Below are 26131 nucleotides of genomic sequence, written 5' to 3' on the forward strand. Positions count from 1 at the left end.
GTCGTTGTCCGGAGGTGAGACTCCCGCCGCGGCGCGGAATCATCGGTCTTCGCTATTTTTGGTGACGAATTCTTCCGTTGACGATAAGGGGACCGATGATCCAGCGCTGGAATCCGGAGACCGTGGCGACGCCGATCGGCCCGTACAGCCATCTCGTCCGCGTTCCCGCCGATCACGAACTCGTCGTCGCGTCCGGCCAGATCGGCGTCGGGCCCGACGGCGAACTCGCCGGGCCCGACGCCGAGTCCCAGACCCGGGCGTTGCTCGCCAACCTCGAACGGCTTCTCGAAGCCGCGGGCGCCGGACCGGAACATCTGGTCAAGGTGTTCAGCATGCTTTCCGGCACCGAGCACCTTGCCGGGTTCCGCACCGCGATGCGGGAGACCTTCACCCGCTGGTACCCGGAAGCGGACTGGCCCGCCCAGTCGCTGATCGTGGTCGCGGCACTGGCCCGACCGGAACTGGTCGTCGAGGTGGAAGCGCTGATCGCGGTTCCGCGCGCCGTTTAGGACGGTGGCTCGGTCCGGGCGGGTCGTGATCGAAGCCGGAACTCGCGTGATCGAAGCCGGAACTCGCGTGCTCAGCGGCGGAACACTCGAGTGCGGCATCCAGGCACGCGAGTTCCGTGCCTGAGCACGCGAGTCACGCCGTTGCGCACACCACGCCTGTACTCCCAGACCGAATCGCCCGTTCCTAGGACTCCCGGCGCCTCCGTCCGGCGAGGAGCAGCAGCGCGCCGATGGCCAGCATGCCCAGCGCCAGCACCGTCATCGTCTTCACCGGTGAGCCGGTCACGGCCAGCCCGGGCGGACGCGGGGTCGTCGGCGGCTGAGGGTTCGGTTTGTCCGGCGGCTGCGGCGTCGGCGGCACCCGGGTGTCGGTGCCGCAGTCGGGGTTCGCCGAACCCGGCGGGCAGTTGCCGCCCGGGGTGTCCGATGTGACGACGTTGCGGAGGCGGTGGTCACCGGTCGCCGGCTTCCGCACGGTGACGGCGTAGGTGACGGTGGCCTTCTCCCCCGGCTTGAGCTCGCCCTTCCACGTGAGCTTCGGCGCGGAATAGGTGACCGCTCCCGTACTGGCCTTCGCCGTGCCGTCGAACGTGGCGTCGTCCAGCACCTGGGTCAGATCGTCGGTGAACGTCGCGTCGTCCACTGTGGCCTGCCCGGTGTTCTCCACCGTGACGGTGTAGGTCACGACCTCGCCCGGTTTCGCCTCCGCCTTGTCGACGGTCTTCTTGATCTTCAGGCTGGACAGCGGTGTCGTCGTGCCGCACTTCGGATCCTTGCTGCCCGGCGGGCAGTTGCCACCCGGAGTGTCGGTGGTGATGACGTTGGTCAGCTTGCCGTCGCCGTCGGTCTTGGTCACCTTGACGCTGTACGTGACCGTCGCCGTCTGCCCGATCTCCAGATCGCCGGTCCAGGTCAGCTTCGGTTCCTCGTAGGTCACCGAACCGATCGTCGCCGCACCGTCCTTCTGAAACACCGCGTCGTCGAGGACCTCGGTGAGGTCGTCGGTGAACGTCGCACCGGTCAACTTCGTCTTGCCGGTGTTGCGCACGGTCACCGTGTACTTCACGACGTCGCCCGGGTTCGCCGTGGCCTTGTCCGCCTTCTTCTCCAGCGAGATGCCGGGCACCGGAGTGACGGTCGAGCACGCCGGGTCGTCGGACTGCGGTGGGCAGGTGCCCGGGGTGTTGGTGCTGACGGTGTTCCGCAGTTCATGGTCGCCGGTCACGGGGTTCTTCACCTTCACCGAATACTTCAGCGTCGTCGAAGCACCCACCGGGAGATCGCCTGCCCACACCAGGTTCGGCGCGGTGAAGGCGAACGTCCCGGCGACCGGGGCCGCCGCGGCGTCGTCGGCGTAGTCGGCGTCGTCGAGCACCTCGGACAGGTCGTCCGTGACCCGTGCGGCGTCCTCGCCGACCAGGTCGACCTTGCCGGTGTTGGTGACGACGACGGTGTACGTGACGACGTCACCCGGATTCGCGGTCTGCTTGTCCGACGTCTTCTTGACCGTCAGTTCGCGGGACGGCACGTCCGCGACACAGTTCGGGTCGGTCGAATCCGGCGGGCAGTTGTTACCCGGCGTGTCCGAAGTGACCACATTGGACAGTTTCTTGTCGCCGGGGTTCGGGTTCTTGATCTTGACCGTGTAGGTGACGGTCGAGGTCTGCCCGATCTCCAGCGAGCCGGTCCACGTCAGCTTCGGCGCCGCGTACGTGACGCCGCCGATGGTCGCCGCACCGTCGTTCTGGTAGTCGGCGTCGTCCAGGACTTCGGTCATGTCGTCGGTGAAGGTGGCCGCGTCCTGCTTGGTCTGCCCGGTGTTGGTGACGGTGATCGTGTACTTCACCGTGTCGCCGGGGTCGACCGACTTCTTGTCGGCGGTCTTCTTGATGAGCAGTCCGGAGATCGGGGTGGTCGTGCCACAATCCGGATCGGTCGAGCCCGGCGGGCAGTTCCCGCCCGGGGTCTCGGACGTGACGGCGTTGACGAGCTTCTTGTCGCCGTCGCCCGGATTCTTCACCTGGACCGTGTAGGTGACGGTCGAGGTCTGCCCGATCTCCAGGTCGCCGATCCACGTCAACTTCGGCGCCACATACGACACACCACCGACCGTCGCCGCTCCATCGTTCCGGTAAACGGCGTCGTCGAGCACCTGGGTCAGGTCGTCGGTGAACGTCGCGCCGGTCAGCTTCGTCTGACCGGTGTTGGTGACCGTGACCGTGTACTTCACGACGTCGCCGGGGTTCGCCGACTGCTTGTCGACCGTCTTCTTGATCTCCACGCCCGAAACCGGGGTTTCCGTGCCGCAGTCCGGATCCGTGGAGCCCGGCGGGCAGTTCCCGCCCGGCGTCTCCGACGTCACCACGTTCTTGAGCCGGTTGTCGCCAGTGTTCGGGTTCTTGACCTTGACCGTGTACGTGACCGTGGCCGTCTCGCCGACGCCGAGGTCACCGGTCCAGGTCAGCTTCGGTGCCGCGTACGACAGTCCACCGATCGTCACGGCACCGTCGTTCTGGTAGTCCGCGTCGTCGAGAACCTGCGTGAGGTCATCGGTGAACGTCGCGCCGGTCAGCTTCGTCTGACCGGTGTTGGTGACCGTGACCGTGTACTTCACGACGTCACCGGGATTCGCCGACTGCTTGTCGACCGTCTTCTCGATCAGCAGCCCTGACACCGGAGTCGTGGTATCGCACTTCGGGTCGGTCGAACCCGGCGGACAGTTCCCGCCCGGTGTCTCCGACGTGACCGTGTTGATGAGTTTCTTGTCGCCCGGGACGGGATTCTTGACCTTCACCGTGTACGTCACCACAGACGTGGCGCCGATTTCGAGATCGCCGGTCCACGTCAGGTTCGGCGCCGCATAGGTGACACCACCGATCGTCGCGGCACCGTCGTTCTGGTAGTCCGCGTCGTCCAGCACCTGCGTGAGGTCATCGGTGAAGGTCGCACCGCTCAGCTTCGTCTGCCCAGTGTTCTTGACCGTCACCGTGTACTTCACGACATCGCCCGGATTCACCGACTGCTTGTCCACGGTCTTCTCGATCAGCAGACCCGACACTGGAGTCGTGGTCCCGCACTTCGGGTCGGTCGAACCCGGCGGACAGTTCCCGCCTGGAGTTTCCGACGACACCGCGTTCCTGAGCACATTGTCGCCGGGGTTGGGATTCTTGACCTTCACCGTATACGTCACCACAGACGTGGCACCGACTTCGAGATCGCCGGTCCACGTCAGGTTCGGCGCCGCATAGGTGACACCACCGATCGTCGCCGCGCCATCGTTCTGGTAGACCGCGTCGTCCAGCACCTGCGTGAGGTCATCGGTGAAGGTCGCACCGCTCAGCTTCGTCTGCCCAGTGTTCTTGACCGTCACCGTGTACTTCACGACATCGCCCGGATTCACCGACTGCTTGTCGACCGACTTCTCGATCGTCAGTCCGGAAACCGGAGTCGTGGTACCGCACTTCGGATCCGTCGAACCCGGCGGGCAATTTCCGCCTGGAGTCTCCGACGTGACCACATTGGACAGTTTCTTGTCGCCGGGGTTCGGGTTCTTGACCTTCACCGTGTACGTCACCACAGACGTGGCACCGACTTCCAGGTCACCGGTCCACGTCAGCTTCGGCGCCGCATAGGTGACACCACCGACCGTCGCCGCACCATCGTTCTGATAGTCCGCGTCATCGAGAACCTGCGTGAGGTCATCGGTGAACGTCGCACCGGAGATCTTCGTCTGCCCCGTGTTCCGCACGGTCACCGTGTACTTCACCACATCGCCCGGATTCGCCGACTGCTTGTCCACCGACTTCTCGATCAACAGACCCGACACCGGCGTCGTGGTCCCACACTTCGGATCCGTCGAACCCGGCGGACAGTTACCACCTGGCGTCTCCGACGACACCGCGTTCTTGAGCACGTTGTCGCCCGTGTTCGGACTCTTGACCTTCACCGTGTACGTGACCGTCGCTGTGGCACCGACTTCGAGATCGCCGGTCCACGTCAGCTTCGGCGCCGCATACGACACACCGCCGATCGTCGCCGCACCATCGCCCTGGTAATCCGCGTCATCCAGCACCTGCGTGAGATCGTCCGCGAACGTCGCACCGCTCAGCTTCGTCTGGCCCGTATTCCGCACCGTGACCGTGTACTTCACGACATCGCCCGGATTCGCCGACTGCTTGTCGGCCGACTTCTCGATCAACAGCCCGGACACCGGCGTCGTGGTCCCGCACTTCGGATCGGTCGAACCCGGCGGGCAATTTCCACCAGGAGTCTCCGACGTCACCACGTTCGTCAGCCGATTGTCGCCGGTGTTCGGGCTCTTGACCTTCACCGTGTAGGTGAACTCGGCACTCTGCCCCGCCGCGAGAGTACCGGTCCAGGTCAGCCTCGGCTCCGCATAGGACACCGAACCTGGCGACGCGGTGGCGTCGTCCTGGTAGACCGCGTCGTCCAGCACCCCGGTCAGATCATCCACGACCTTGAGATCCGCCGCGGTCACCTTTCCGGTGTTGGCGACGGTGACCTTGTAGCGCACGACGTCGCCGGGGTTCGCGGATTCCTTGTCCGCGGTCTTGGTCACCGTGTACGACGGCGGCGGCACCTTGGTCTTCGCGCACGCGGCCGCGGGATCGTCCGGGCAGCGGTTGTCCGGCGGGACGACCGGCGGCGGCCCGATCGGAACGGTCGCGCGGTTCACCAGCTCCTTGCCGATGGCGGCCTCTTCGACCTTCACACGCACGGTCAACGTGGCCGTCTCTCCGACGGCGAGGCCGTTCACGGCCCACTCGATCGGCCCGGTACCGGACGCGGTGCCCTTCGACGGCGTGGAGGACAGGTAGGTCGTCCCCGGCGGCAAGGTGTCGCGCACCGTGAACGCGGGCACGGGGATCACCCCGGTGTTCCGCACGGCCACCTGATAGGTCAGGGTGTCGCCCGGGATCGCTTCGGCGAGGTCGACCGTCTTCGTCAGCTGGTATCCCGGTGAGGCGACCGTGTTCCGCACCGTGTTCGACGTACGCTCCTGCGGCCGTCCGGTGTCTTCGCCGCGGAAGGTCAGCTTGCCGGTGTTGTCGAGTTTGGTGCCGTCCGGCACCGAGGCACCGACCTTGACCTTGAAGGCGACCTTCTGCGACTGCCCCGGCCTCAGGTTCGGCAGGGTGCAGGTGACCAGCTGCCCGGACGCCGAACAGTCCGGATTCGACCCGGCCACGAACGTGACGCCGTCGGGCAGGGTGTCGGTGAGCACCACGTTCGTCGCGGTGTCGAGATCGGTGACACTGCCGTCGGCGTGCCGGTTGGCGACGTCGAAGGTGTACGTGACCTCGCTGCCCTTGGTGACGTAACCCGGCGGATCGTCGTCGGTGTTGCCGACCGGGTCGTTGGCCTTGGTGATCTGGAGGTCGGGTTCGAGCGCGTCGGTGACGAGCCAGATCGTCTGCGGGTACAGCGCGTCGCCGACGGTGCCGATCTTCACCTGGAGCGCGGTGGTCCCCGCGGGGACCTTGCCGGTGATGTCGATGCTGCGGGCGTCGTAGCCGACGTTGTTCACCGGGTTGGGCTCGCGTGAAGTGACGTTCGTACCCGAACCGGTGGCCGTGACCCGGTCGATGCGGCTACTGAAGGCGTTGTTGGTCGCCACGCCGCCCGGCGCGGGCATCGCGATGGTCTGCAGGCTGGACGCGTCCGGGCCGACCTGGAGGTAGTCGCCGGTGATGGGCGCGTCCCCGTCACCCGCGACGATGCCGAGTTCGACATTGGGCTGACGCGAGGTCGGCGCCTTGATACCGCTCAGCGCGATGGTGGCCGAGCTCGGGGTGCTCCCACCCGCGACCACCTGCATACCGTCCCAGACCTGTAGATACCGCAACGGCTCGCTGGGCAGTTCGTAGGCCACCACCAGCGACCAGCCACCCCAGCAGCCGAGATTCGTCCGGCTGACCGACTGGCCCTGGCAGGCCTGGATGTCAGCGACCGTGTACTGCCCGGTCCCGGCGGCCGTCACGAGGTTCGTGACGTCGGCGGCGCCGCCGTAGGCGTACAGGGTCGGGGAGCCGCCCGTCGTGGTCGCGGGGAACCAGTCGTAGGTTTCGGCGGTGATCCGCTGGTAGGTGCTGGAGCCCGGGGTCTTCACGGAGACCTGGTTGCCCCGGGCCCCGTCGCCGGAGGTCCCGCTGCTGGCGACCGGATTGAACTGCCAGTACAGCCGGGCGTTGAGCACCTTCGCGCCGGCCGGGACGTTCAGGCTCGCCGCGGAGGCGGTGTTGCCGGGAGCGGCCGGGTCGGTCTTGATCCACGACACCGCGCTCGCGTTGCTCGCGGACTCGTTGCAGACCACGCCGACGCCGCACTGCACGACGGAGTTGGCGGCCATCGTGATACCGCCGTGCGCCAGCCCGGAGTACACCGGCTCCGGCCCGATCGGCCGTTCGGTGCCCGCTCCGCGTGGCTGGGTCTGGGCGTTCGCGGGCAGCGGGGCGCCCATCAGCAAGGCCACGACGGCCACCGTGAGCACCGCTATGCCCCGGCGCCACCGATTCCGCCCACGACGTTCCGCCATGCCGCCTCCGCCTCACCCCTCGCTCCCGTCGACCCAGGTCAGGACGGCGGGGACTGCGAGCTCAAGTGGTGGTCATCCTGGGTCGGCAAGATCGTCGACGGCAACCGGGATCGGCGGTGTCGCCGGGATAGAACCCGTTGAGTGGCCCCGAAACCCCCGGACGGGTGATGAATTCACTGTCCACAACGGACGCGGCAAGGAGTGGCGTTTTCGCGCGAAACCTGCCATTGTCGAACATGTGATCGATATCCCTTATCGCGGCTCCGGCCCTTATTGCTACGCCCATTCCCTCGCGATGATGCTCGGCTCCGAGGCTCCGGGCGCCGACGTGCTCGAAACCGTGACCGGCAGCCCCTTCGGCATGCAGCTGATCGGCGGTTCGTTGCCGTTCTTCGACGCCTTCGGCTGGGATCCCGATCTCGGTATCGGCGAGGCCCTCGACGTCCTCGGCTGGCGCGCGGAAACGGCGAGCGAGCCGGATCCGGATGCCGCCTTCGCCCGGCTCGTCGAGAGCCTCGCCGACGGCCCGGTCCTGCTCGGTCCGGTCGAAATGGGGCACCTGCGCCACCAGCCGGGGATGACCGGCCCGATCGGCGCCGACCATTTCCTGGTCGCGCTCGCCGCGGACGACGAGTCCGTCACCGCCCACGACCCGCAGGGCTACCCGTACGCGCGGATCCCGCGGGCGGATTTCGCCGCTGCCTGGCGCGCCGAAACGGTCGCTTACGGCAAACCGCACACGATGCGGACGAAGTTCGTGCGGCACACCTTCGTCGAAGACGAGGCCGCGATCGTGGCGTCGCTTCCCAGGGCGGTCAGGCGGCTCAGCGGGGAGAACGACACCGGGCTCCCGCCCGGCACGCTCGGCAACGGCGACGCGGCACTCGCGCTCGCCGACCGGATCGGCTCCGGCGGCGACCCGGACCTGCGGGGACTGCTCATCCATTTCGTCGTGCGCCTCGGCGCTCGACGGACGGCCGACGCCGCGGCGTGCCTGCGCCGGGTCGGCCGCGAAAAGGCCGCCGCCGTCCTCGCCACGCAGGCTCGGCTGATCGGCTCGTTGCAGTACGACCTCGTCGTCGAGGACGACGCACGCGCCGCCGCGACCCTCCGGGCGCTCGCCCCGACCTACGAAGAACTCAGGCGGGCGCTCACGTCATCCTGACGATTTCGCGGACGAGCACGTCGGGCTCGGTCAACGGGACGTAGTGGCCGGACCGCTCCGCGATGACGTGCCTGCCGCCGGGCGAGAGGCTCACCCGGTGAGCGTGTGAGGCGTTCGTCCGCGCCCTCATGCCGGCGGAGAAGCCGCCACCGCCGAGTCCGCCGGACACCACGGTGACCGGGATGTCGCCGAGCACCGGCGGATCCTGCCGCCAGAGGGCCAGTTCGTCGAGGAAGGTGCGGGACTGCTCCCGCTGGGTCCGCACCGTCCCAATGGTGAAGGCCTCCCGTTCGAGCTCGCGGCGGACGTCTTCCGGGACCCCCCGCAGCAGGCCGCGGAAGACGAACTTGAGCAGGCCCAGCCGCGCGAGCACGGCGCCGAGCCGGAGCATGACGCGTTCACCGGTGCGGAAGGCGCGGCCGAAGAGGACGTCCGCCGCTTCGTCGGTCGGATCGACCAGCACCAGCCCGGCGATCCGCTCCGGACGTCGGGCGGCGGCCTGCCGCACGATCGGCCCGCCGGCGCTGTGCCCGACGAGGACGTACGGCCCCTGGCCGAAATGATCGAGGACGTCGTTGAGGTCGTCGGCCATCCGCCGCAGCGTGCGACCGCCGGGGTCGGGGGCGCTGCGGCCGAGCCCGGACCGGTCGTAGACGATCGCACGGGCGTACCGGGCGACCTCCGGCTGGACCGCCGCCCACGACGATCGGGTGGCCGCGGCACCCGCCTCGAACACGACCGTCGGCCCGGTGGATCCCTCGGGCCCCGGGTGCACCATCGCGTGAAGCCGTCTGCCGTCGCGGGTGACGACCCATTCCGGCTCACCTTGGGTATGGGTCATCTCGCGGTGATCCTCCAGCCGGTGGCGTCGATCTGGCGCCGCCAGAATTCGGCGAAACGTCCTTGTCCGGCAAGGAGTTCTTCGACGGTGCCGTCCTCGGCGATCCGCCCGTCCTCCAGGAACAGGACCCGGTCCGCGTGCCGGATCCCGGCGATCCGGTGGGTGACGATCACTCGCGTCCGCGGCACGGGATCGGCGCTGAGCGAGCGGACCACGGCGTCCTCGTTTTCGGTGTCCAGCGCGCTCGTGGCCTCGTCGACCAGCAGCACCGGCGCCGGTTTGAGCAACGCGCGGGCGATGGACACCCGCTGCCGCTCACCGCCGGAGAGCGCGCCGCCCGCCTCGCCGACGGCCGTGTGCTCCAGCAGTTCGTCCACCCTGGCGAGCCCGGCGACCTCGGCGATCCTCTCGTCGCTCGCCGAGGGATCCCCGGCGAGCACGTTGTCGCGCACCGAACCGTCGAAGAGGTACGGCTGCTGGAAGACGACGGTGACGAGATCCCGGCGGGCGGCCGCGGACAACCCGGCGAGGTCGGTTCCGTCGGCGAGCACTCGCCCGCTGGTGGTCTGGTACAGGCCGGCGAGCAGCGCGAGGACGGTGCTCTTGCCCGAGCCGGACGGCCCGACGATCGCGGTCGTCGTCCCCGGTTCGAGGGTGAGGTCGAAGTCCTCCAGCACGTTCTCGGTCCCGGCCGCGTACCGGAACCCGACCTTCTCGAAGCGGATCAGCGGAGCCTCGGCCGGTGCCGCGGCCTCCCCCGACGGGGCGACCGGTGCGATGAGCACGGTGCGGATGCGGCCGAGTGCGGTGGCGGCGGTTTCGATACCGGGCGCGAGATCGCCGAGCGCGGTGAACGGTTCCAGATACCGGGCGATCACGACGATCAGCGCGATGGCCTCGGGCACGCTCAAACCGCCTTGTGTGACAAGGAGAACGGTCGTCCCGGCGAGCAGGACCAGCGCCAGCTGACCGGCGACGCCGAACAGCACCTGCCCCGGGATCTGCAGACACAGCAGCCGGACGGTCGCGCCATGGTGCGCGGCGAGCGCGGCACCGGCGTGACTGCGCGCGGGTTCCACACGGCGGGCGGCGCGCAATGTCTGCTGGGTACGGGCGAACTCGACGATCCGCTCCGTCAGTGTGGTGTTCGTGTCGGCCGCAGCGCGGTCGGCGCGCCGGGTGATCCGCCCGGTCGCCCACAGCGCGCCCAGCAGTACCGGGACCCCGGCCAGCGCGGCGACGCCGAGCGGCCAGGCGATCGGCAGCAGGGCCAGCGCGATCGCGATCGGCAGGAGGACCGCGCCGATGAGCGGGGTGAGCAGGTAGCCGGCCAGGCCGACGAGATCGGGTCCGGTGGCGGCGATCGCCTGACGGGCGGTCTGTGTGTGCTCACTGTCCAACCAGGACAGCCGGACGTTCGTCAGATGCTCGGCGACGTCGTGCTGGGCGTGGTCCAGCACGCCGAACCCGAGCTCGAACCCGAGCCGCCCCACGACGGCGTCGACGGCCCAGCCCGCCGCGGTGGAGGCCGCGAGCGCACCCAGCCAGGGCAGCGCGTCCGAGGGTTCCGCACCGAACAAGGCGCCCACCAACGGAACCAGCAGCACGACACCGGCGGCGCGCAGGAGCACCGACAGCACGGCGAGCACGACATAACGCCGGAACGCCGCGCGTTTCGGGCCGGGGATCAGGTCCAGCAGTGTGCGGATCACGCGGTCACCCCCGCACCGGCACCGGCCTGCCACAAGCGGGCGTACCGCCCTTCCGAAGCGAGAAGTTCTTCGTGGGTCCCGCTTTCGGCGATTCGCCCGCGGTCGAGGACCACGATCCGGTCGGCACCGGTGACGGTGTGCAGCCGATGGGCGATGACGAGGACGGTCCGGCCCGCGGTGAGCCGGTCGAGTGCTTGTTGCACGAGGTACTCCGACTCGGGATCGGCGAAGGCGGTCGCCTCGTCGAGGACGAGGACGGGGGCGTCGGCGAGGATCGTGCGGGCGATGGCCACCCGCTGGCGTTCCCCGCCGGACAGCTGGGAACCGGCACCGAGAACGGTGTCGTAACCCTGCGGCAGCCGCAAGATCCGCTCGTGGATCTGCGCGTCGCGGGCCGCGGCGACGACCTGGTCTTCGGTGGCGCCGGGGACGGCGAGGGCGATGTTCTCCCGCACGGTCCCCTTGACGAGCTGCGGATCCTGCAGGACGAATCCCACCCGGCCGTAGAGTTCGTCGGCGGTGAAGGCGCGGACGTCCCGGCCGCCGACCAGGATCGCGCCCTCGGTGACGTCGTGGAACCGCGCGACCAGGGCGGCGAGGGTCGACTTCCCCGCTCCCGACGGGCCGACCAGCGCGGTCACCGTGCCGGGCCGCAAGATCAGGGAGATGTCCTCCAGTACGGGAACGCCGGTGCGGTAGGCGAAACCCACGCGGTCCAGTTCCACCGTGCCCGGCTCGACGCCGTCCCGGTCCTTGAGTTCCACTGTGGACAGTTCCGGCTCGTCGAGCACGACCTGGACGCGGCGGGCGGCCAGCATCCCCTCGCGGACACCGCCGAGGCCGTACCCGATGCCCAGCAGCCGCGCGCCGAAGGTGGTGCCCAGCAGCAGGAACGGGATCAGGGTCACCGGCTCCATGCCGCCACCCGAGATCCTCAGTGTCCCGGCGCCGGTGATCAGGAGCAGGAAGGTCGCGGGTCTGGTGGCGAAGTCCAGCATGGTCTTCTTGCCGGTGAACGGACGCTGCCAGTCGCCGAGGAAACCGATGTACTCGTCGAGCCGCCGACGGAACGACGAAGCCGCGGCGCCGCCGAACACACGGATCACCGGCTGCCCCTCCAGGTACGCGCCCGCCTCGCCCGCCATCCGTTCCGCCCAGCGCATCGCCTGGCCGGTCTTGGGTCCCGATTGGACGACCATGATCGACGTGGTGACGAGGTAGACGAGAATCGGGACGAGCAGGACGAGCGCGAGCCGCCAGTCCACCGCGAACAGATAGGCCAGCACCGCGACCGGCGCGACGACGGCCGCCACCGCGTCGGGAACGGCGTGCGTGACCAGATAGTGCAGCGAAAGCGTGTCGCCCTGCACGAGTTTCGCGACCGTGCCCGAACCGCGCGCGGTGAACCAGCCCAGCGGCAGCCGCGCGAGCTTGCCCAAGAGCCGCTGCCGCAGATCCCGGGCGAAACGCGCGTCGGCCGCGTGCAGCCAGAGCACGACCGCGGATTCGAACAGTGTTCCCACGCCCAGCAGCACCAGCGCCGCGACGCCCATCGCCCACAGCGATTCGCCGCCCGCGAGCAGCCGCCGGACCAGTTCGACCAGCAGCACGAACGGCGCGAGACCGATCAGCGTCACGACGGCCTGCAAGAGGCCGGCGAAGATCAGCGTCCTGCGCACCGGCGCGAGCAGGCGTCCGGCCGCCTGTGCCCGCCATGCTCCCTTGGGCGCCTCCTTGACGGGTTTCACGACTTCGGCGGCCGGTTCCTCCTTCTCCCCGCGGAACGCGCCCATGGCTCGGCCGTAGTACCAGTACGCCCGGCCGTGCACCTCGGATTTGGGAAAGCCGAACGTGTCGCGCAAACGCGTCTTCAGCTGCTTGAACGAACCGGCTTCCGTCGCGATCCATGCCTGCCAGTCCGACCAGTCGCGCGTCTCGATCGCCGCGGCCAGCGAGGTCGCGTCGAGACGTGGCACCCAGTGCACGGTCAGCCTCGCGTGCTCCCCCAGCGGGATCAGGCGATCGGTGTCGTCGTGCTCTTCGAGGTACAGCTCGATCGGGATTTCGGCCGGGACCACCTCGAGGATCGCGTTGATCGCGGGGATCGAGGCGGAGTCGCCGATCAGCAGGTAACCGGCCGGAGGTTCCGCGAGAACCGAGAAGGACGAGGAACCCAGTGACATCACCGGGACCTTCGCTCCGGGCCGCGCTTCCCGCAGCCACCGAGAGGCGGGTCCGGCGGGCTCGTGCAGGACGACGTCGATGGCGAAAGTGCCGGCTTCAGGATCGGCTTTGGTGAGGGTGTAGGCGCGTTGGAACTCCGTCGTGCCGCCTTCCGGATCCGGGAACCAGAACCGGAGCCAGGCCGTCGGCTCCACGACGACGTCCTCGAACAACGTCGGTGAGACGAACCGGATCCGCACGAAACGCGGCGTGATCTCTTCTGTCCCGACGACGGTCGCTTCGTGGTCTCTGGCTCCGAAACCCCGCATCACCGCGCCCTGGAACCCGCGCGCCATCACAGACCCTCCCCCGTGGCCGCCAGATCGGCCACCATCTCGGCGACCGGCCTGCCCGGCGGGCAGGACTCGATAAACCCGCGAATCGACGCGGTCAGCAGCAGCCGCACGTACTCGGGCCGCGGTACCTCCGGCAACGCGGCGGACGGCCCGGCGAGCCGGTCGTCGCGGGACAACCGGTCGCGGACGGCCTGCCGCTCCCGGTCCAGCCCGTCGCCGTCGGCCTCCTCCGCGGCCATGCTGTTCTCCTCGGACGCGGTCATCGCGATGGTCAGCGACGCGACGGCGCCACTGAGCACGATCGCGGCGGCGGGCTCGTAACCCCGGCGGACGAGGGCGTCGACCTCGGTGTTCAGCAGGCGCTGACCGCCGTCACCGCGTGGGAACAGCAACTGGAGGTAGGTGACGAGGCCAGGATGGTCCAGCACGAAGGCCCGCATCTGCAGAGCGAAGGACAGCAAATGCTGTTCGAGGCCGTGCCGGGGATCGTCCCGGAGCCGCAGCTCGGCCAGGATGCTCTCGCCGACCAGCCGCTCCAGGCCCCACCGGCCGTCGACGTGCCGGTACAGGGCGGTCGCGGTCACCCCCAGCCGGACCGCGACCGCCTTGACACTGAGCCGGCGCATCCCGAGCTCGCGACCGGCACGCAGGATGTCGTCCCGCGCGATCATCGCCGGACGGCCACCGATCTTCGGCATTTCGCCCCTTCGCGGCCAAGGAAAGTTATAGGGGAAAACTAAGGGTAGGCTTAGTTTGGTGTCAAGACACGGTTCGGCTGGTGGCCGGAAGCTGCCAAGGGGTTGCCTTCGATCGCGCTGTGACCATGTCGCCAAACGAACGAACACCGGCGAGACCGCCGAAGCGGCCCCACCGGTGTTTTCCCTCCCGCCCTGCCGGCGAGTCTCAGCAGGTTCAGAACGTGATGGCGAACCCGTCGATCGAGCCGGTGTCGAACCGGTAGACGTCCTGCGCGCTCAGCTTCCAGGTGCCGTTGGCCGCCTCACCGGAGGCGTCGACCGTGAAGGTCTCGTGCACGCCGTCGGCCGAACCGACTCCGCCCGACTCCTTGAGCCGGTAGGCCTTGCCACTCGGCCCGATCAGGTCGAGCACGAGGTCCGCGGTGTAGGTGTGCGAGATGTCCACCTTCACCGGCAGCGAAGCGGAAGCCTTGCCGTCACAGCCTTCCTGGGTCACGGAACTGGTCACCGCCGCCCCGGCGTCCGGAATGGACACCGGCGTGGTGTTCGACTTGGCCCCGCACTGCGGCCCGGGGCCACCGCTGCCGATCGACGAGACGTTCAGCAGCTTGTTCGGCGAGCCGCTGCCCGCGTTCTTGATGACACCCGCGGTCGCGCCGTTCACCAGCGCGTCCCGCACCTGTTGCGGAGTGGCGCCGGGGTTGGCCGACAGGTAGAGCGCGGCCGCGCCGACGACGTGCGGTGTCGCCATCGAAGTCCCGTTCATCACCGCCGAACCGCCGCTGCTCGGGCTCAGCGACGTGATGTTCGAACCGGGGGCGAAGATGTCGGTGCAGCTTCCGTAGTTCGAGAACGAAGACCGGTTGTCCGAGGAGTCCGAGGCGTTGACCGTGATCGCCTCGGGCACCCGGGCCGGGCTGGTGTTGCAGGCGTCGGTGGAGGCGTTGCCCGCCGCCACGCCGTAGACGACACCCGACGCGATCGACCGCTTCACCGCGTCGTCCCCGACCCCGGGGGCGTCCATGGTCAGGCTCATGTTCGCCACGGCGGGCTTCTTGGCGTTCGCCGTCACCCAGTCGACGGCGTCGATGATGCCCGAGTCCGGACCGGAGTTGTTGCAGCCCAATACTTTCAACCCGACAATCTTGACCTTCTTCGCGACCCCGTAGGTCTTGCTGCCGATCGTGCCCGCGGTGTGACTGCCGTGTCCGTTGCAGTCCGTGCCGTCGCCACCCATGAAATCCTTGCCGAGGCCGGCGCGCCCTTCGTACTCCGGATTCGACGGGTTGATGCCGCTGTCGAGGTCGTACGCCGTGACGCCCGCGCCCTCGTTGGGATACGTGTAGGCCTTGTCGAGCGGGAGGTTCTTCTGGTCGACCCGGTCCAGGCCCCAGGTCGGGTTCTGCTGGGTGCCGGTGCCGCGCGCGGTGCCGTCTTCGTACACCGCCTTGACCGACGGGTCCGCGGCCAGCTTCCGCGCTTCCGCGGGGGTCATGCTCTTGGCCGAGAACCCGCGGATGGCCGACGTCCAGACCGAACGGACCTCACCGCCGTACCGTTTGGCCAGATCGGCCGAAGCCGACTGTCCCGCCGCGGCGACGTCATGGAGGACGACGATGTACTGGTCGCCGTAGTGCACCTTGGCGGGGATCACCACACCTTCGGCCTCGGCGGCGACGGCCGTTCCGGCGCCGAGGGCGAGCAACGGGCTCAGCAGGCCGAGCGCCAGCAGGGTTTTCGTCTTGTCACGCATGGGAATTCCCCTCTTTTTCGGTGAAGATCACTGGACGGTGAGGGTGTAGGTGGTGGTCGCGGTCTTGCCACTGCCGTCCTTGGCGGTCACCGTGACCGGGTACGTGCCCGGCTGGAACGGCGCGAAGACCTGCATGGTCGAACTGCCACCGCTCGACACGCTCTGCGGCGAGAAGAACGGGTTGGTCGGCAGTCCGGATCCACTGGCGGACAAGGTGATCGAGCCGGTGCCCCCGGCCGCGGTGACCGTCGCGCTCACCAGCGAGCCCGCGCGGCCGGATCCCGAAGACGGGTTCACGGTCACCTTCAGGTCGCCGACCGGAGGTTCACCCGCGCCGACGGTGAGCGAGAGTCCCGCGGTGGCCGTCTCGGTGGTGCCCTTTCCGGAAACCGTGACCTGATAAGTCTTTTCCGGAGTGCCGGCGGCGGTCTCGATGGTCAGCTTCGCCACCTCACCCGCCTTGATCGTGGCGGGCTGGAACGTGGCCTTGGCACCTTCGGGCAGTCCCGACGCCGACAGGGTGACGCTCTCGGCGCCGTTCTTGCCCGGTTCGCTCGTGACACTCGCCGACACGTACTTCCCCGGCAGGACCTTCACCGACGAGGGCGAAGCCGCGAGAGTGAAGGCGTCACCCGGCTGTTCGCCGCCGATCTGCTCGGCGACCCAGTCCCCCATCTCGTTGTTGAGCCTGCTGTAGACGCTGTACCAGCGGAAGTCGCTGCGGCTCCACGAGGTGACCCCGACAACCTTCCCGTTCACGACGAACGGGCCGCCGGAGTCGCCCGGCAGGACGGTCTTGCGGCCGTCGGGGTAACCGGCGCAGATCATCGTCTTCGGGTCGACGCCGTTCTCCACGCCGGTGCACTGGCTCGCGTTCACGATCGGCAACGTCAGCTTGTGCAGCGTGACGTCCTGCGTGGAGTCGTTGATGTCCTTCTTTCCGTACCCGAGGCTGAACCCGTCCTTGCCCGGCGCCTCCAGGCCGGTGTCTGCGGACGTGGCGACCTTCGCGTAGCCGCCGGGCGGGACCGGGATGTCGCCGTCGACGGTGATCACCGCGACGTCGTAACCGTTCCAGGGCTGGGTGAACCTGGGGTGGATCTTGTAGTCGACGGCCTTCAGCTGGGTGCCGCCCGCGCTCTTCAGGTCGTCGAGTCCATAAAGGACGCTCTTCTCACCCGCCAGCTCCTTGCAGTGGGCCGCGACCAGGACCTTCCGCGGCGCGATGACGGCGCCGGAGCAGCTCTGCCCCTTCGGTCGCGAGCCACCTTCCCGCAGCGCGGCGATGACGTACGGGTAGTCCTTCACCGACGCCGGTGTGCCGCCGATGCTCTGGCCCTGGACGCCACCCGCCGGCAGGGGCGCGGCATCGGTGGGACTGATGGCGCTCAGGGGATCGGCCGGTGCCGCACCGGCGAAGCCCGCCGCCGGCGCCAGGGCGGCCATGGTCAGGGCGACCACGCCGAAGATCCGTTTTCCGCTCACGGTGATTCCTTTCCGGGAAATCGCGACTGCCCGACAACTGTCGATCGGCGGCGGAAACGGAACAACAGTGGAGCGCGGCGGATGGCCCACTATTTAAAGAAACCGCCTCTCACCTGCGGTTTCTCCCGACGTACCCAGCGAATCGCGGAATACGGACCCTTAAGGAATGGTTGGAGAACCGTCGCCGAGCAGGTCCTCGGTCAGGACGGTGCGCGAAGGCAGGCCCAATTTCCGGAGCGCCCGTCCGACGTGGATCTCGACCGTCCTCGGCGACAGGAACAACCGCTCGCCGATCTCCCGGTTCGTGAGGTTCTGGGCGGCGAGCCGGGCGACTTCGAGTTCCCTCGGCGACAACGCTTCGCCGTAGCCCTTGCGGCCGCGCCGCGGCATCTCCGGATCGCACCGCCGCAGCGAACGACGACAGCGGAGCGCGTCCACGGCGGCACCGAGGCTCGCGTACGTCGTCTCCGCGGTGGTGAAGGACGCGACGGCACGCGCCCGCTCCCCGGCTTCGGAGAAACATCCGGCCGCGAGTTCGTCGGCGTAGGCGGCGAAATACGGGAGAGGCAGCGCACTGTAGGCCTGCGCCGCACCGAGCAGCAGATCACCGGCGGCGAGCGTCTCGCCACGCGCCTGGGTGAGCATGCCCCGGCACAGCAGCGCCGACGCGTTCGCGACCGGTGCGTCCTTGCCGTCGATACCCTGCCGGTACTCCGCGAGGAGCTCCCTCGCCTCGACGTGCTGCCCCAGCCCGAGCATGGTGCGCACGGCGAACGGCATCAGTTCGGCCGCCCAGACCCAATTGTTCTTGCGCCGCACGGTTTCCAGGCCGAATTCGGCGAGGCGCCTTGCCGCCTGGAGGTCCTTGCCCGCCTGATGGACCGCCACGCGACCCGCGTACGCCGAAGCCTGCACCGGGACGCTGCCCGCGGAAAGCGCGAACGCCGCGTCGAAACTGCGCAGTGCCGCCGTCGGCCGGTGCTGCCCGTACTCGTACCAGCCGAGCACCAGCAGCGGCTCGGCCGCCAGTGAACCGTCCTTGTCGACCCGCGTCAGCATCGCCCGCGCCTTCTCCGCGACGCTCGCCCACTCCCCCATCGCGAGGTCCAGCCGTAGTTCCGTGCCGTCGGCCAGCGCGTCGAGATACGGCTGGTGGTCGTCACGGATCAGTCGACGCGCCGTCGTGAGGTAGGCCCGCGCCACCGGGTAATGCCCGTTCCACGCCACCGCGTCGGCCAGGTTGATGTAGGTGCGGGCCACCTGACGGCAGACCTCGGCCGACTCCGGGGCCCGTGGCAGGTCGGCGATCTCGTCCCAGGCCTCCGGATCGGCGATCTGCATCCGCGCCGAAAGCCGGTTCGCCGTGATCGCGGCGAGCAGCCCGGCGTCGCGTTCCCCCTTGCTCACCTGTACGGCCTCGTCGAGCCAGCGGAAGTTCTCCTCCACCGGGACGGTGCCGATATGCGGGAGCGCCAGGGTGACCAATCCCCTGGCGAGCAGCGCCTGCCGCCTGCCGAGGTCGGCCGCGCCGAGTTCGATCTCGAGCCTGCCCGCTTCGACCTTGCCCACCTGATTGATCAGCACCTGTCCGAGATGGACCCGGATCTCGCCCCGCGCGGCCTTGCTCAGCGGCCATTCGCGCAGGATCTCCCGCAGGAGCCGGACCGTACCGGCGTGCGCGATACCGCGCGGCAGTTCCCTGCCGAGCCGGACGGCGAACGATTCGCGCGCGGTCCGAGGGAGTTCCGTGTCCCGCAAGGCCGTTTCGAGCAGACGGCTCGCTTCCTCCGTCCGGCCGTCTTCGATGGCGTCGTCGACCGCCACACCGGTCCACTGTGTCCACGCGGCGATGTCACCTGCCAACCGCGCATGACGGGCGATGAGGGACGCGCGGGGTTCGACGCTCGCGGCGAGCCGGGCGGCGGCGCGTCCGTGCATCGCGCACCGCTGAGGTCCGGGAAGCAACGCGTAGACCGCTTCGGCGATCAGCGGGCTCCCCGAGACGTAGCGGCCGCAACCGAGGTCACGCAGCAGTCCCGCCTCGACCGCTTCGGTGATCGCGCCGGAGATCTCCCCGGTCGACGGTGCCGCGACCGCACCCAGATCCGGTTCCCCGGCGGGCGATCCCAGCACCGCGGCCGCGCGGACGACGTCTTGCGCCGCAGGACCGATCGCCGCCATCAGGCCGGAGACCCGGCTCCGCACGAGCGGCGGCACGGTCGCCGACGCCAGTCTGTCCGCCGTAAGCGACTCGGCGGTGTCGCCGACGCTCTGGACCAAAGCCGTCAGGTCGACGGCGATCCCGGACGTGCGCCGGTGCGCGGCTTCGGCGAAATCCGGTGCGCAGCGGCCGAAGGACGCGTCCAGCAGCGTCCGCGCCTGGACCACGGTGAACGCGGCGAGCGAGAAATGCGCGGTGGTCTCACCCAGCGGCGGCAATCGCCGCGGGCCGCACGCAGCCACGCTCACCACCACACTCAGCGGCGGCACCGGGGAGGCCGCGAGTCCGCGCAGGAACTCCCACGTGTCGTCGTCGGCGGAGTGGACGTCGTCGAGTACCAGTACCGCGGGACCGCAGCCGGTCAGTACTTCGCGCACGGCGCGGAACTCCTGCTGCCGGACGGTCTCGGCGTCCGCGTTCTCCGGGAACGGCGGCAACCACGGGGACCATTCGGGGATCAGCCGTCGCAGGACACCCGTCACCGGCGAGAAACCGGCCGCGTGGGCGGCGGCGACGTCGCTCTTCGCGAGCAGCGCGTCGACCAACGGCGCCAGCCGGCCCGGACGCGCGAAGGAGCCGCACCGAGCGGACCAGACCACACGCGACGCGATCCCGGGATGGGCGACCAGTTCTTCGAGCAGACGGCTGCGGCCCACACCCGGTCCGCCCTCGATGACGGCGACCGACGGCGGGCGCGAGGCGACGCGCACCAGTTCGGCCAGTTCGGTGTCGCGGGCCACGAACACCGGTGCCGCACCGATCGTCGGCATGCTCGGGACCCTACCGATCGGACACCCGCCGAAAGGCGGGAACACGAACAGTGACCGGGGTCCGCACGCTTTCCGCTGGTCCACACCACGGGAGTCACGACGTCTCCGCACCATTAACTCGAACGGGCGACGCCGACCTGCGGTAGCACCGGCATCCGCATCGGCAATACGGACCCTTAGGTATTGCCGCGAACCTTGCCACGGGGCCACCAGAGGGTGAATCTCAGACTATTCGCAGTGCCCCTCTGTCACCTCGCCACAGCGCACACCCCCTGCTCGCGCCGGACGGTCACCCAGCCGGGTAGCCGAAGTCCCCACCTGTCCCTTACGGGTAGCCACCCGCGCTTGCTTCGCGTTCGACCATCCAGTTAGGAGTGTTCCGACGGTGAAGACCTCATTCAGGCGCGGGCTGGCCACCGCCTTCGCCGGTGTCGCCGCGTTGGTCGCCTTGCAGGCGCCCGCCTCCGCGGCGCCCGCCGTCACGGCGGCCACCACGATCCCGATCAGGATGCAGGCACAGGAGAAGAGCAACTGGTGCTGGGACGCCAGTGGCAACACGATCGCCGCGTGGTGGGGGCATTCCCTCACCCAGACGAAGTTCTGCCAGATCGCGCACAACGAGTCCGGAACGGACTGCGCGAACAACCAGGGCTACCTGAGTGATCAGCAGCGGGTGTTCCGCTGGCTGGGGTTCAGCAACGTCGGCACCTACAGTTCGTCCGGCCAGACGCTGAGCTTCGCCTCCATCAAGAGCCAGGTCGACGCGCGGCAGCCGATCGGCACCCGGATCGGCTGGCGCAACGGCGGCGGGCATATGCACGTGCTCTACGGCTACGACAACACCAACGGCGCGACGACGGTGTACTACGGCGACCCGTGGGGCTCGAGCCCCCGCTACAACCAGATGAGCTACAACGCCTACCGGTCCAACAACTCGTTCACCTGGACCCACACCGTCTACGGGATCAAGGACTGAAACCATGAAGCGAACCTTCCTCGGCGCCACGATCCTCGCCCTCGGACTGTCACTGGCGCTCGGCGGCCACGCCTCCGCCGCCGACGCCCCCAGCGGCGCGCCCACCGCCGCCGACCTCGCCGCGGTGTCCACAGTGGTCACCAGTGACGCGACCACCCAACGGCTCGCCAACGCGCAGTTCCCCGGCGCCGCCAAGGCGGACACGGCCGTCGCCGCCAGGACCGCCAAGGCGGATCCGCGGACACCGGTCGCGGTCTACCAGCCGACCGCCGCCTTCATCGCCGGTACTTCCTCCGTCCCGGCCGAACTCGCCTACGTCGCCACACCCGCCACGCTGGGCAACGGCGACGCCGCGACCGTGTGGTCGCAGCGCGAAGGCTCGGGGTGGTCGGTCTACAACGTCGCCTCGGGTGACGTCGAAAAGCGCCTCGCGGCGCGGGCCGGCAAGGGCTACCTCCTGAGCGAACCTCAGGCGGGCGCCTGGTACGCCGTCGACGGGGACACCGTGACCGTCCTCGACGGCTCGTCGGTGGCGAAGACCGGCGAGACGATGACGCTCGCCGCCTACCGCGAGGCCCTGCAGAGCCGCTACGGCGACAAGCTGCCCGGCTCGACCTACGACCGCACCGGTGCCGCCGGCGGTTACGGTGCCGCCCCCGTGGGCGGCACCGAGGTGCCGTGGTGGCCGTACGCGCTCGGCGCTGTCTTCCTCGCCGCCGCGGGCGCGGCCGTCACTCTGCGGCTCCGCAGGCAGTAAGCGCCAAGGGTGCCGGGACCGCGCGGGGTCCCGGCACCTCCGCGTTTTTCGGATGCGTGACCGGTGGACCTGCTGTGATCATGGCGGCGTGGACTTCAGGATCGATGACCCGGCCAGGCTGGGAGAAACCGGACTACCCGACGGACGCGTTCTCGGCTGGGCCGAGTGGGGCCCCCTAGACGGCGAAGTCGTGCTGCTGATCCCCGGCGCGGCGACGAGCCGTCGGCTGGGGCTGCCCGCCGGAGTGGTGGAGTCGCTGAACGTCCGGCTGGTCACGGTCGACCGGCCGGGGCTCGGCTCTTCCAGCCCGCTGGCGGATCGCACGTTCGCCGATTTCGCCGCGGACATCGCCTGTCTCGCGGGCGAACGGGGTTTCGGGATCCCGCCGATGATCGCCAACTCACAGGGTGCCCCGTTCGCCTTCGCCTGCGCCGCGGCGGGAGCGGCCGGTCCGCTCGCCATCGTGTCCGGCGCGGACGAGATCAGCGGGCCGGAGTTCACCGGGAAGCTGCCCGAAGAGCTGGCGGGACTGGTCGCTCTGGTCGCTTCCGATGCCGCCCGCGCGGAAGCCGTCTTCACCGGTTTCGACGCCGACGCCATGTGGAACCTGGTGACGCGCTCCGCCCCGGACGCCGATCTGGCGGTCTACACCGCTCCGTCGTTCGAGTCCGCCTACCGTCGGGCGATGGCCGAGGCGTTCGGCCAGGGCCCGGCGGGGTACGCCCGCGACACCGTCCTCGCCATGGGCCGCTGGCCGTTCGCGTTGTCTTCGATCACCGGTCACGTCGATCTCTGGTACGGCGGACAGGACCGAAGCCACTCTCCCGACAACGGGGTCACCCTCGCCGGTCGCCTTCCCGATGCCACCCTCCGGATCGTCCCCGGCATCGGCGGCGCGGTCCTGTGGACGCACGCCGCCGAGGTCCTGCGCACGCTGCTCGGCAGGGACGGTCAGGCGAAGGTGTAGTCCTCAAGCGGGAAGCTCCCGGCCTCCTTGATGGCGTTCAACGTGGAGGACGGGCGGAGCAGGGTCGCCTCCCCGTGCGGGTTGAAGTAGTAGCTGTTCGCCGGGGCGCAGTCGCCGAGGGTGAAGATCGAGTCGCCGAGGCGTTCGGTCATCCGGTCGAGGAACGCGTCGTTGGCCTCCCGCGTGACCTCGAACTCGGTCGCGCCGCGCCGCCGCATGGCGCCGAAGAGCCGGTCCATATGCCGCATCTGTGTCTCGATGGTGGTGAAATAGGACAGTCCCGAGTAGGAATACGGGCTGTTGAGCGAGATGAAGTTGGGGAACTTGGGGATCGCCACCCCCTCGTAGGCCTGGAAACGGTTCTCCCGCCACCATTTCCCGAGGTTCCGGCCGTCGCGCCCGATGATCTCGATCGCCGGGAAGTTCGCCTCCCACAGATCGAATCCGGTCGCCAGCACCAGGACGTCGATCTCCCGCCGCCCTCCGTCGGCGGTCTCGATCCCGGTTTCGTCGATCTTCGCGATCGACGTCGTCTCCAGGTGCACGTGGTCCTTGGTGAAGGCCGGGTAGTACTCGTTGGAGAACGTCGGGCGCTTGCAGCCGAACGAATAGCGCGGCGTCAGTTCCGCGCGCAGCCGCGGATCCCGCACCTGACGGCGCAGATGCGCCTGGCACCACAGCTTGCCGAGCCGGTTCGCCATCGGCAGTTGCCTGTAGTGCAGGACACCGGACACCATCATCAACTCCAGCAGCGCGGTCCCGGTCAGCCGGGCGGCCCGCTGGGTGAACGGGACCGCGGCGAACGCGCACCGGACCGCCTTGGGCACCGGGAAGTCCAGCTTGGGGCTCACCCAGATCGGCGTCCGCTGGTACACGGTGAGCTCGCGCGCGATCTTCGCGATCTCGGGGATCATTTGGACCGCGGTCGCGCCGGTGCCGATCACCGCGACCCGCTTGCCCGCGAGGTCGTACTCGTCGTCCCAGGCGGTGGTGTGGATGATCTTGCCGCCGAACGTGTCGATCCCGGCGATGTCGGGTTTCTTCGGCTGGGAAAGGAAACCCGTCGCGGTGAGGAGATACTTGGCGGTGACCGGCCCGCCCTCGGCGAGCGAGACCGTCCAGTGCGCGTTCGCCTCGTCCCAGACCGCGCCGGTGACCACCGAACCGAAACGCATATAGCGCCTCAGCCGGTATTTGTCCGCGACGTGCTCGGCGTACCGCTTGAGTTCCGCGCCCGGCGCGAAGAGACGCGACCAGTGCGGATTCGGCTCGAACGAATACGAGTAGGTGGCCGACGGGATGTCGACGGCCAGCCCGGGATAGCGGTTCACGTGCCAGGTGCCGCCGAGGTCGGACTCGCGTTCGAGGATGAGCAGGTTGTCGTAGCCGAGCCGGTTGAGCTGGATCGCCGCGCCCATCCCGCCGAAACCGGCCCCGACGACGACGGCGTCGTACTGCGCGTTCATGCGTTTTCCTCCCGGTGGGTGTCCTGGTCCAGGCGGGCGCGGTAGCCGTCCCGCTCCGGTGAATCGGGGCGCAGCGCCCGGTCGTCCCGCATCAGCCGGCGGAACGCGTTGAGCGCCGGTTCGGGTGTCACGGCCGCGAGGGTCGCGAGCGCGCCGACGTAGCCGGGCACGGCGATCTCCGCCGCGCGCGTGCGGACGGAAGCCACGACGGCGTCGGCGATCCGGCCCGGTTTCACCTTGGGGATCGGCCGCATGTCGAGCCCGGAGGCGAGTGCGGTGTCGACCGCCGACGGCAGCACGGCGCCTTTGACGGGGAACTTCCCGGCCAGCGACGCGACGTTGACGATGTGGCCGCGGCCGCGTTCCAGCATGCCGGGCAGGGCCAGCCGCATACCGTGGACGACGCCGAAGACGTTGACCTCCATGGTCGCCCGGTTCAGTGCGTCGGAGAGGTCGAGGAAGCCACCGTTCGGCATGATCCCGGCGTTGTTGACGAGCACCGCGAGCGGTCCGTTCGCCTGTTCGGCCTCGCCGAGGAACGCGGCGAACGACGCCGGATCGGTGACGTCCAGGTGATGGGTAGTGCCGCCGATGTCGGCGGCGGTCCGTTTCGCGGCTTCGAGGTCGAGGTCGCCGATGGAGACGCGCGCCGAGCGCGGCCATGCGTTCCGCGGTCGCGCGGCCGATGCCCTGCCCCGCACCGGTGATCGCCACATGCGCCCCGTCAAGATCGAGGTCCGGGTACTTGGTCATGCGCGTACTCCTTCTCGTTCGAAGGCTTCGGCGACCAGGCCGGGCGCCGTCCTCAATGCCGTGGTGAGCACGTGCTTCCGCCGCCGTCCGTTCATGAAGTTCGCGCCCATGGCGGCGAGATCGGCAGGCCCCGGCTCGATCCGGACCACCCGGACGCCGGCCGCGCGCAACCGCCGCGCCTCGTCGTCGACCCTCCTGGTCATCGCCGTCCGCAGCAGCCGTTCCAGCCGGGCCGCACCGCGTGCCGGCGCTCCGCCCTCGCTGCTCATCGGCGCGATGAGCACGACATCGCCGACGTCGTGGCCGAGCAGGAGATCGGCCGAGGTCGGGGAGACCGTGCCCCCGTCGACCAGCGGCCGTCCGTCCACAACGGACGGGGGGAACCAGCCGGGGATCGCCCACGACGCGGCGATCGCCTCGCCGAGGCGAGCGGACGGTGCGTCCGGGGAGCCGAGCGCGATTCGCTTCCCGGTCAGGTCCGCGGCCATCAGCCAGGTCGCGGGATGCGGGACCCAGCCGCCGGGCGCCAGAGTGTCCCCGAGTTCGCGAAGCCAGCCCGCGTCGCCCCTTCCCCGAGGCAGAAGACCCGCGAGACCGGCGAGCGTGTCGACGTCCCGCCGCAACGCGGCCCGGACCAGGCCGGTCGCGGGCCAGCGAGGAGACGGCACCGGGGGAAGCCTGTCCGGCACCCGCCGGACGTGCGCGGCGACGACGGCGTCTCCACCGGGCGCGCCGGCCACCGCGTCGAGGATCGCCTTCGCCGGGATGCCCGCCCCGAGCATGGCTACCGCCTCGGCCCCGGCCGACGTCCCGACCAGGACGTCCGCCTCCCGCGGGTCCCAGCCCGCCTTGGCGTGCAGCGCGTCGAGGACCGCGGCCGTCCAGGCGAACCCGAGGGTCCCGCCGCAACCGAGCACCAGTGCTCTAGCGGAATGACGTGTCATTTCCGGAACGGTATGTCATTTGAACGCGCCGGGCAATAA

At 69.3% G+C, this 26131-nt stretch carries 16 protein-coding genes; 5 read left to right on the forward strand and 11 right to left on the reverse strand.

Annotation, left to right across the window (positions count from 1 at the left end; all coding sequences use genetic code 11):
• The first annotated feature begins 95 nt into the window (after positions 1–95).
• Complete coding sequence (locus tag AC0685_RS07155) at positions 96–509, forward strand: RidA family protein (RefSeq protein WP_478224749.1); 414 nt, start codon at positions 96–98, stop codon at positions 507–509.
• Between the two features lie 184 nt (positions 510–693).
• Here AC0685_RS07155 and AC0685_RS07160 read toward each other — a convergent pair whose 3' ends face one another.
• Positions 694–7065: a DUF7927 domain-containing protein gene (locus AC0685_RS07160; protein WP_478224750.1), complete on the reverse strand. Its 6372-nt coding sequence runs from the start codon at positions 7063–7065 to the stop codon at positions 694–696.
• A gap of 238 nt (positions 7066–7303) precedes the next feature.
• Here AC0685_RS07160 and AC0685_RS07165 point away from each other — a divergent pair, with 238 nt between their 5' ends.
• Complete coding sequence (locus tag AC0685_RS07165; protein ID WP_478224751.1) at positions 7304–8230, forward strand: hypothetical protein; 927 nt, start codon at positions 7304–7306, stop codon at positions 8228–8230.
• Here AC0685_RS07165 and AC0685_RS07170 read toward each other — a convergent pair.
• The 7 genes from AC0685_RS07170 to AC0685_RS07200 all read right to left on the reverse strand — a co-directional run bounded on the left by AC0685_RS07170 (position 8217) and on the right by AC0685_RS07200 (position 20229).
• Complete coding sequence (locus AC0685_RS07170) at positions 8217–9071, reverse strand: alpha/beta fold hydrolase (RefSeq protein ID WP_478224752.1); 855 nt, start codon at positions 9069–9071, stop codon at positions 8217–8219. The genes AC0685_RS07165 and AC0685_RS07170 overlap by 14 nt on opposite strands.
• On the reverse strand, positions 9068–10783 hold the full coding sequence (locus AC0685_RS07175; protein ID WP_478224753.1) for an ABC transporter ATP-binding protein: 1716 nt from the start codon (positions 10781–10783) through the stop codon (positions 9068–9070). The genes AC0685_RS07170 and AC0685_RS07175 overlap by 4 nt, the downstream gene beginning before the upstream one ends.
• The gene (locus AC0685_RS07180; protein WP_478224754.1) at positions 10780–13302 is read right to left on the reverse strand and encodes an ABC transporter ATP-binding protein/permease; all 2523 of its coding nucleotides are present in this window, start codon (positions 13300–13302) and stop codon (positions 10780–10782) included. Before AC0685_RS07180 ends, AC0685_RS07175 begins: the two co-directional genes overlap by 4 nt.
• Entirely contained in the window at positions 13302–14000 is a 699-nt protein-coding gene (locus tag AC0685_RS07185) for a TetR/AcrR family transcriptional regulator (RefSeq protein ID WP_478224755.1), read from the reverse strand. The genes AC0685_RS07180 and AC0685_RS07185 overlap by 1 nt, the downstream gene beginning before the upstream one ends.
• Before the next feature lie 214 nt (positions 14001–14214).
• Entirely contained in the window at positions 14215–15753 is a 1539-nt protein-coding gene (locus AC0685_RS07190) for a S8 family serine peptidase (protein ID WP_478224756.1), read from the reverse strand.
• A 27-nt stretch (positions 15754–15780) separates the two neighbouring features.
• Complete coding sequence (locus tag AC0685_RS07195) at positions 15781–17238, reverse strand: trypsin-like serine protease (RefSeq protein ID WP_478224757.1); 1458 nt, start codon at positions 17236–17238, stop codon at positions 15781–15783.
• A 159-nt stretch (positions 17239–17397) separates the two neighbouring features.
• Complete coding sequence (locus tag AC0685_RS07200) at positions 17398–20229, reverse strand: ATP-binding protein (RefSeq protein WP_478224758.1); 2832 nt, start codon at positions 20227–20229, stop codon at positions 17398–17400.
• Positions 20230–20614: 385 nt separating this feature from the next.
• Between AC0685_RS07200 and AC0685_RS07205 the strand changes: the two genes are divergently transcribed.
• The 3 genes from AC0685_RS07205 to AC0685_RS07215 all read left to right on the forward strand — a co-directional run bounded on the left by AC0685_RS07205 (position 20615) and on the right by AC0685_RS07215 (position 22929).
• Positions 20615–21205, forward strand: coding sequence for a papain-like cysteine protease family protein (locus AC0685_RS07205; RefSeq protein ID WP_034316771.1), 591 nt, complete (start codon positions 20615–20617; stop codon positions 21203–21205).
• A 4-nt stretch (positions 21206–21209) separates the two neighbouring features.
• On the forward strand, positions 21210–21962 hold the full coding sequence (locus AC0685_RS07210; protein WP_478224759.1) for a hypothetical protein: 753 nt from the start codon (positions 21210–21212) through the stop codon (positions 21960–21962).
• 88 nt (positions 21963–22050) lie between these two features.
• Entirely contained in the window at positions 22051–22929 is an 879-nt protein-coding gene (locus AC0685_RS07215) for an alpha/beta fold hydrolase (protein ID WP_478224760.1), read from the forward strand.
• On the opposite strand, the gene AC0685_RS07220 is transcribed toward AC0685_RS07215, so the two are convergent.
• The 3 genes from AC0685_RS07220 to AC0685_RS07230 are packed head-to-tail and all read right to left on the reverse strand — an operon-like array spanning position 22914 to position 26092.
• Positions 22914–24395, reverse strand: a complete 1482-nt coding sequence (locus tag AC0685_RS07220) for a flavin-containing monooxygenase (protein ID WP_478224761.1) — start codon at positions 24393–24395, stop codon at positions 22914–22916. The genes AC0685_RS07215 and AC0685_RS07220 overlap by 16 nt on opposite strands.
• Positions 24392–25096, reverse strand: coding sequence for an SDR family NAD(P)-dependent oxidoreductase (locus tag AC0685_RS07225; RefSeq protein WP_478224762.1), 705 nt, complete (start codon positions 25094–25096; stop codon positions 24392–24394). Before AC0685_RS07225 ends, AC0685_RS07220 begins: the two co-directional genes overlap by 4 nt.
• A 48-nt stretch (positions 25097–25144) precedes the next feature.
• Complete coding sequence (locus AC0685_RS07230) at positions 25145–26092, reverse strand: patatin-like phospholipase family protein (protein ID WP_478224763.1); 948 nt, start codon at positions 26090–26092, stop codon at positions 25145–25147.
• Positions 26093–26131: the final 39 nt, after the last annotated feature.

This window comes from Amycolatopsis sp. NPDC043889, from assembly GCF_056435645.1.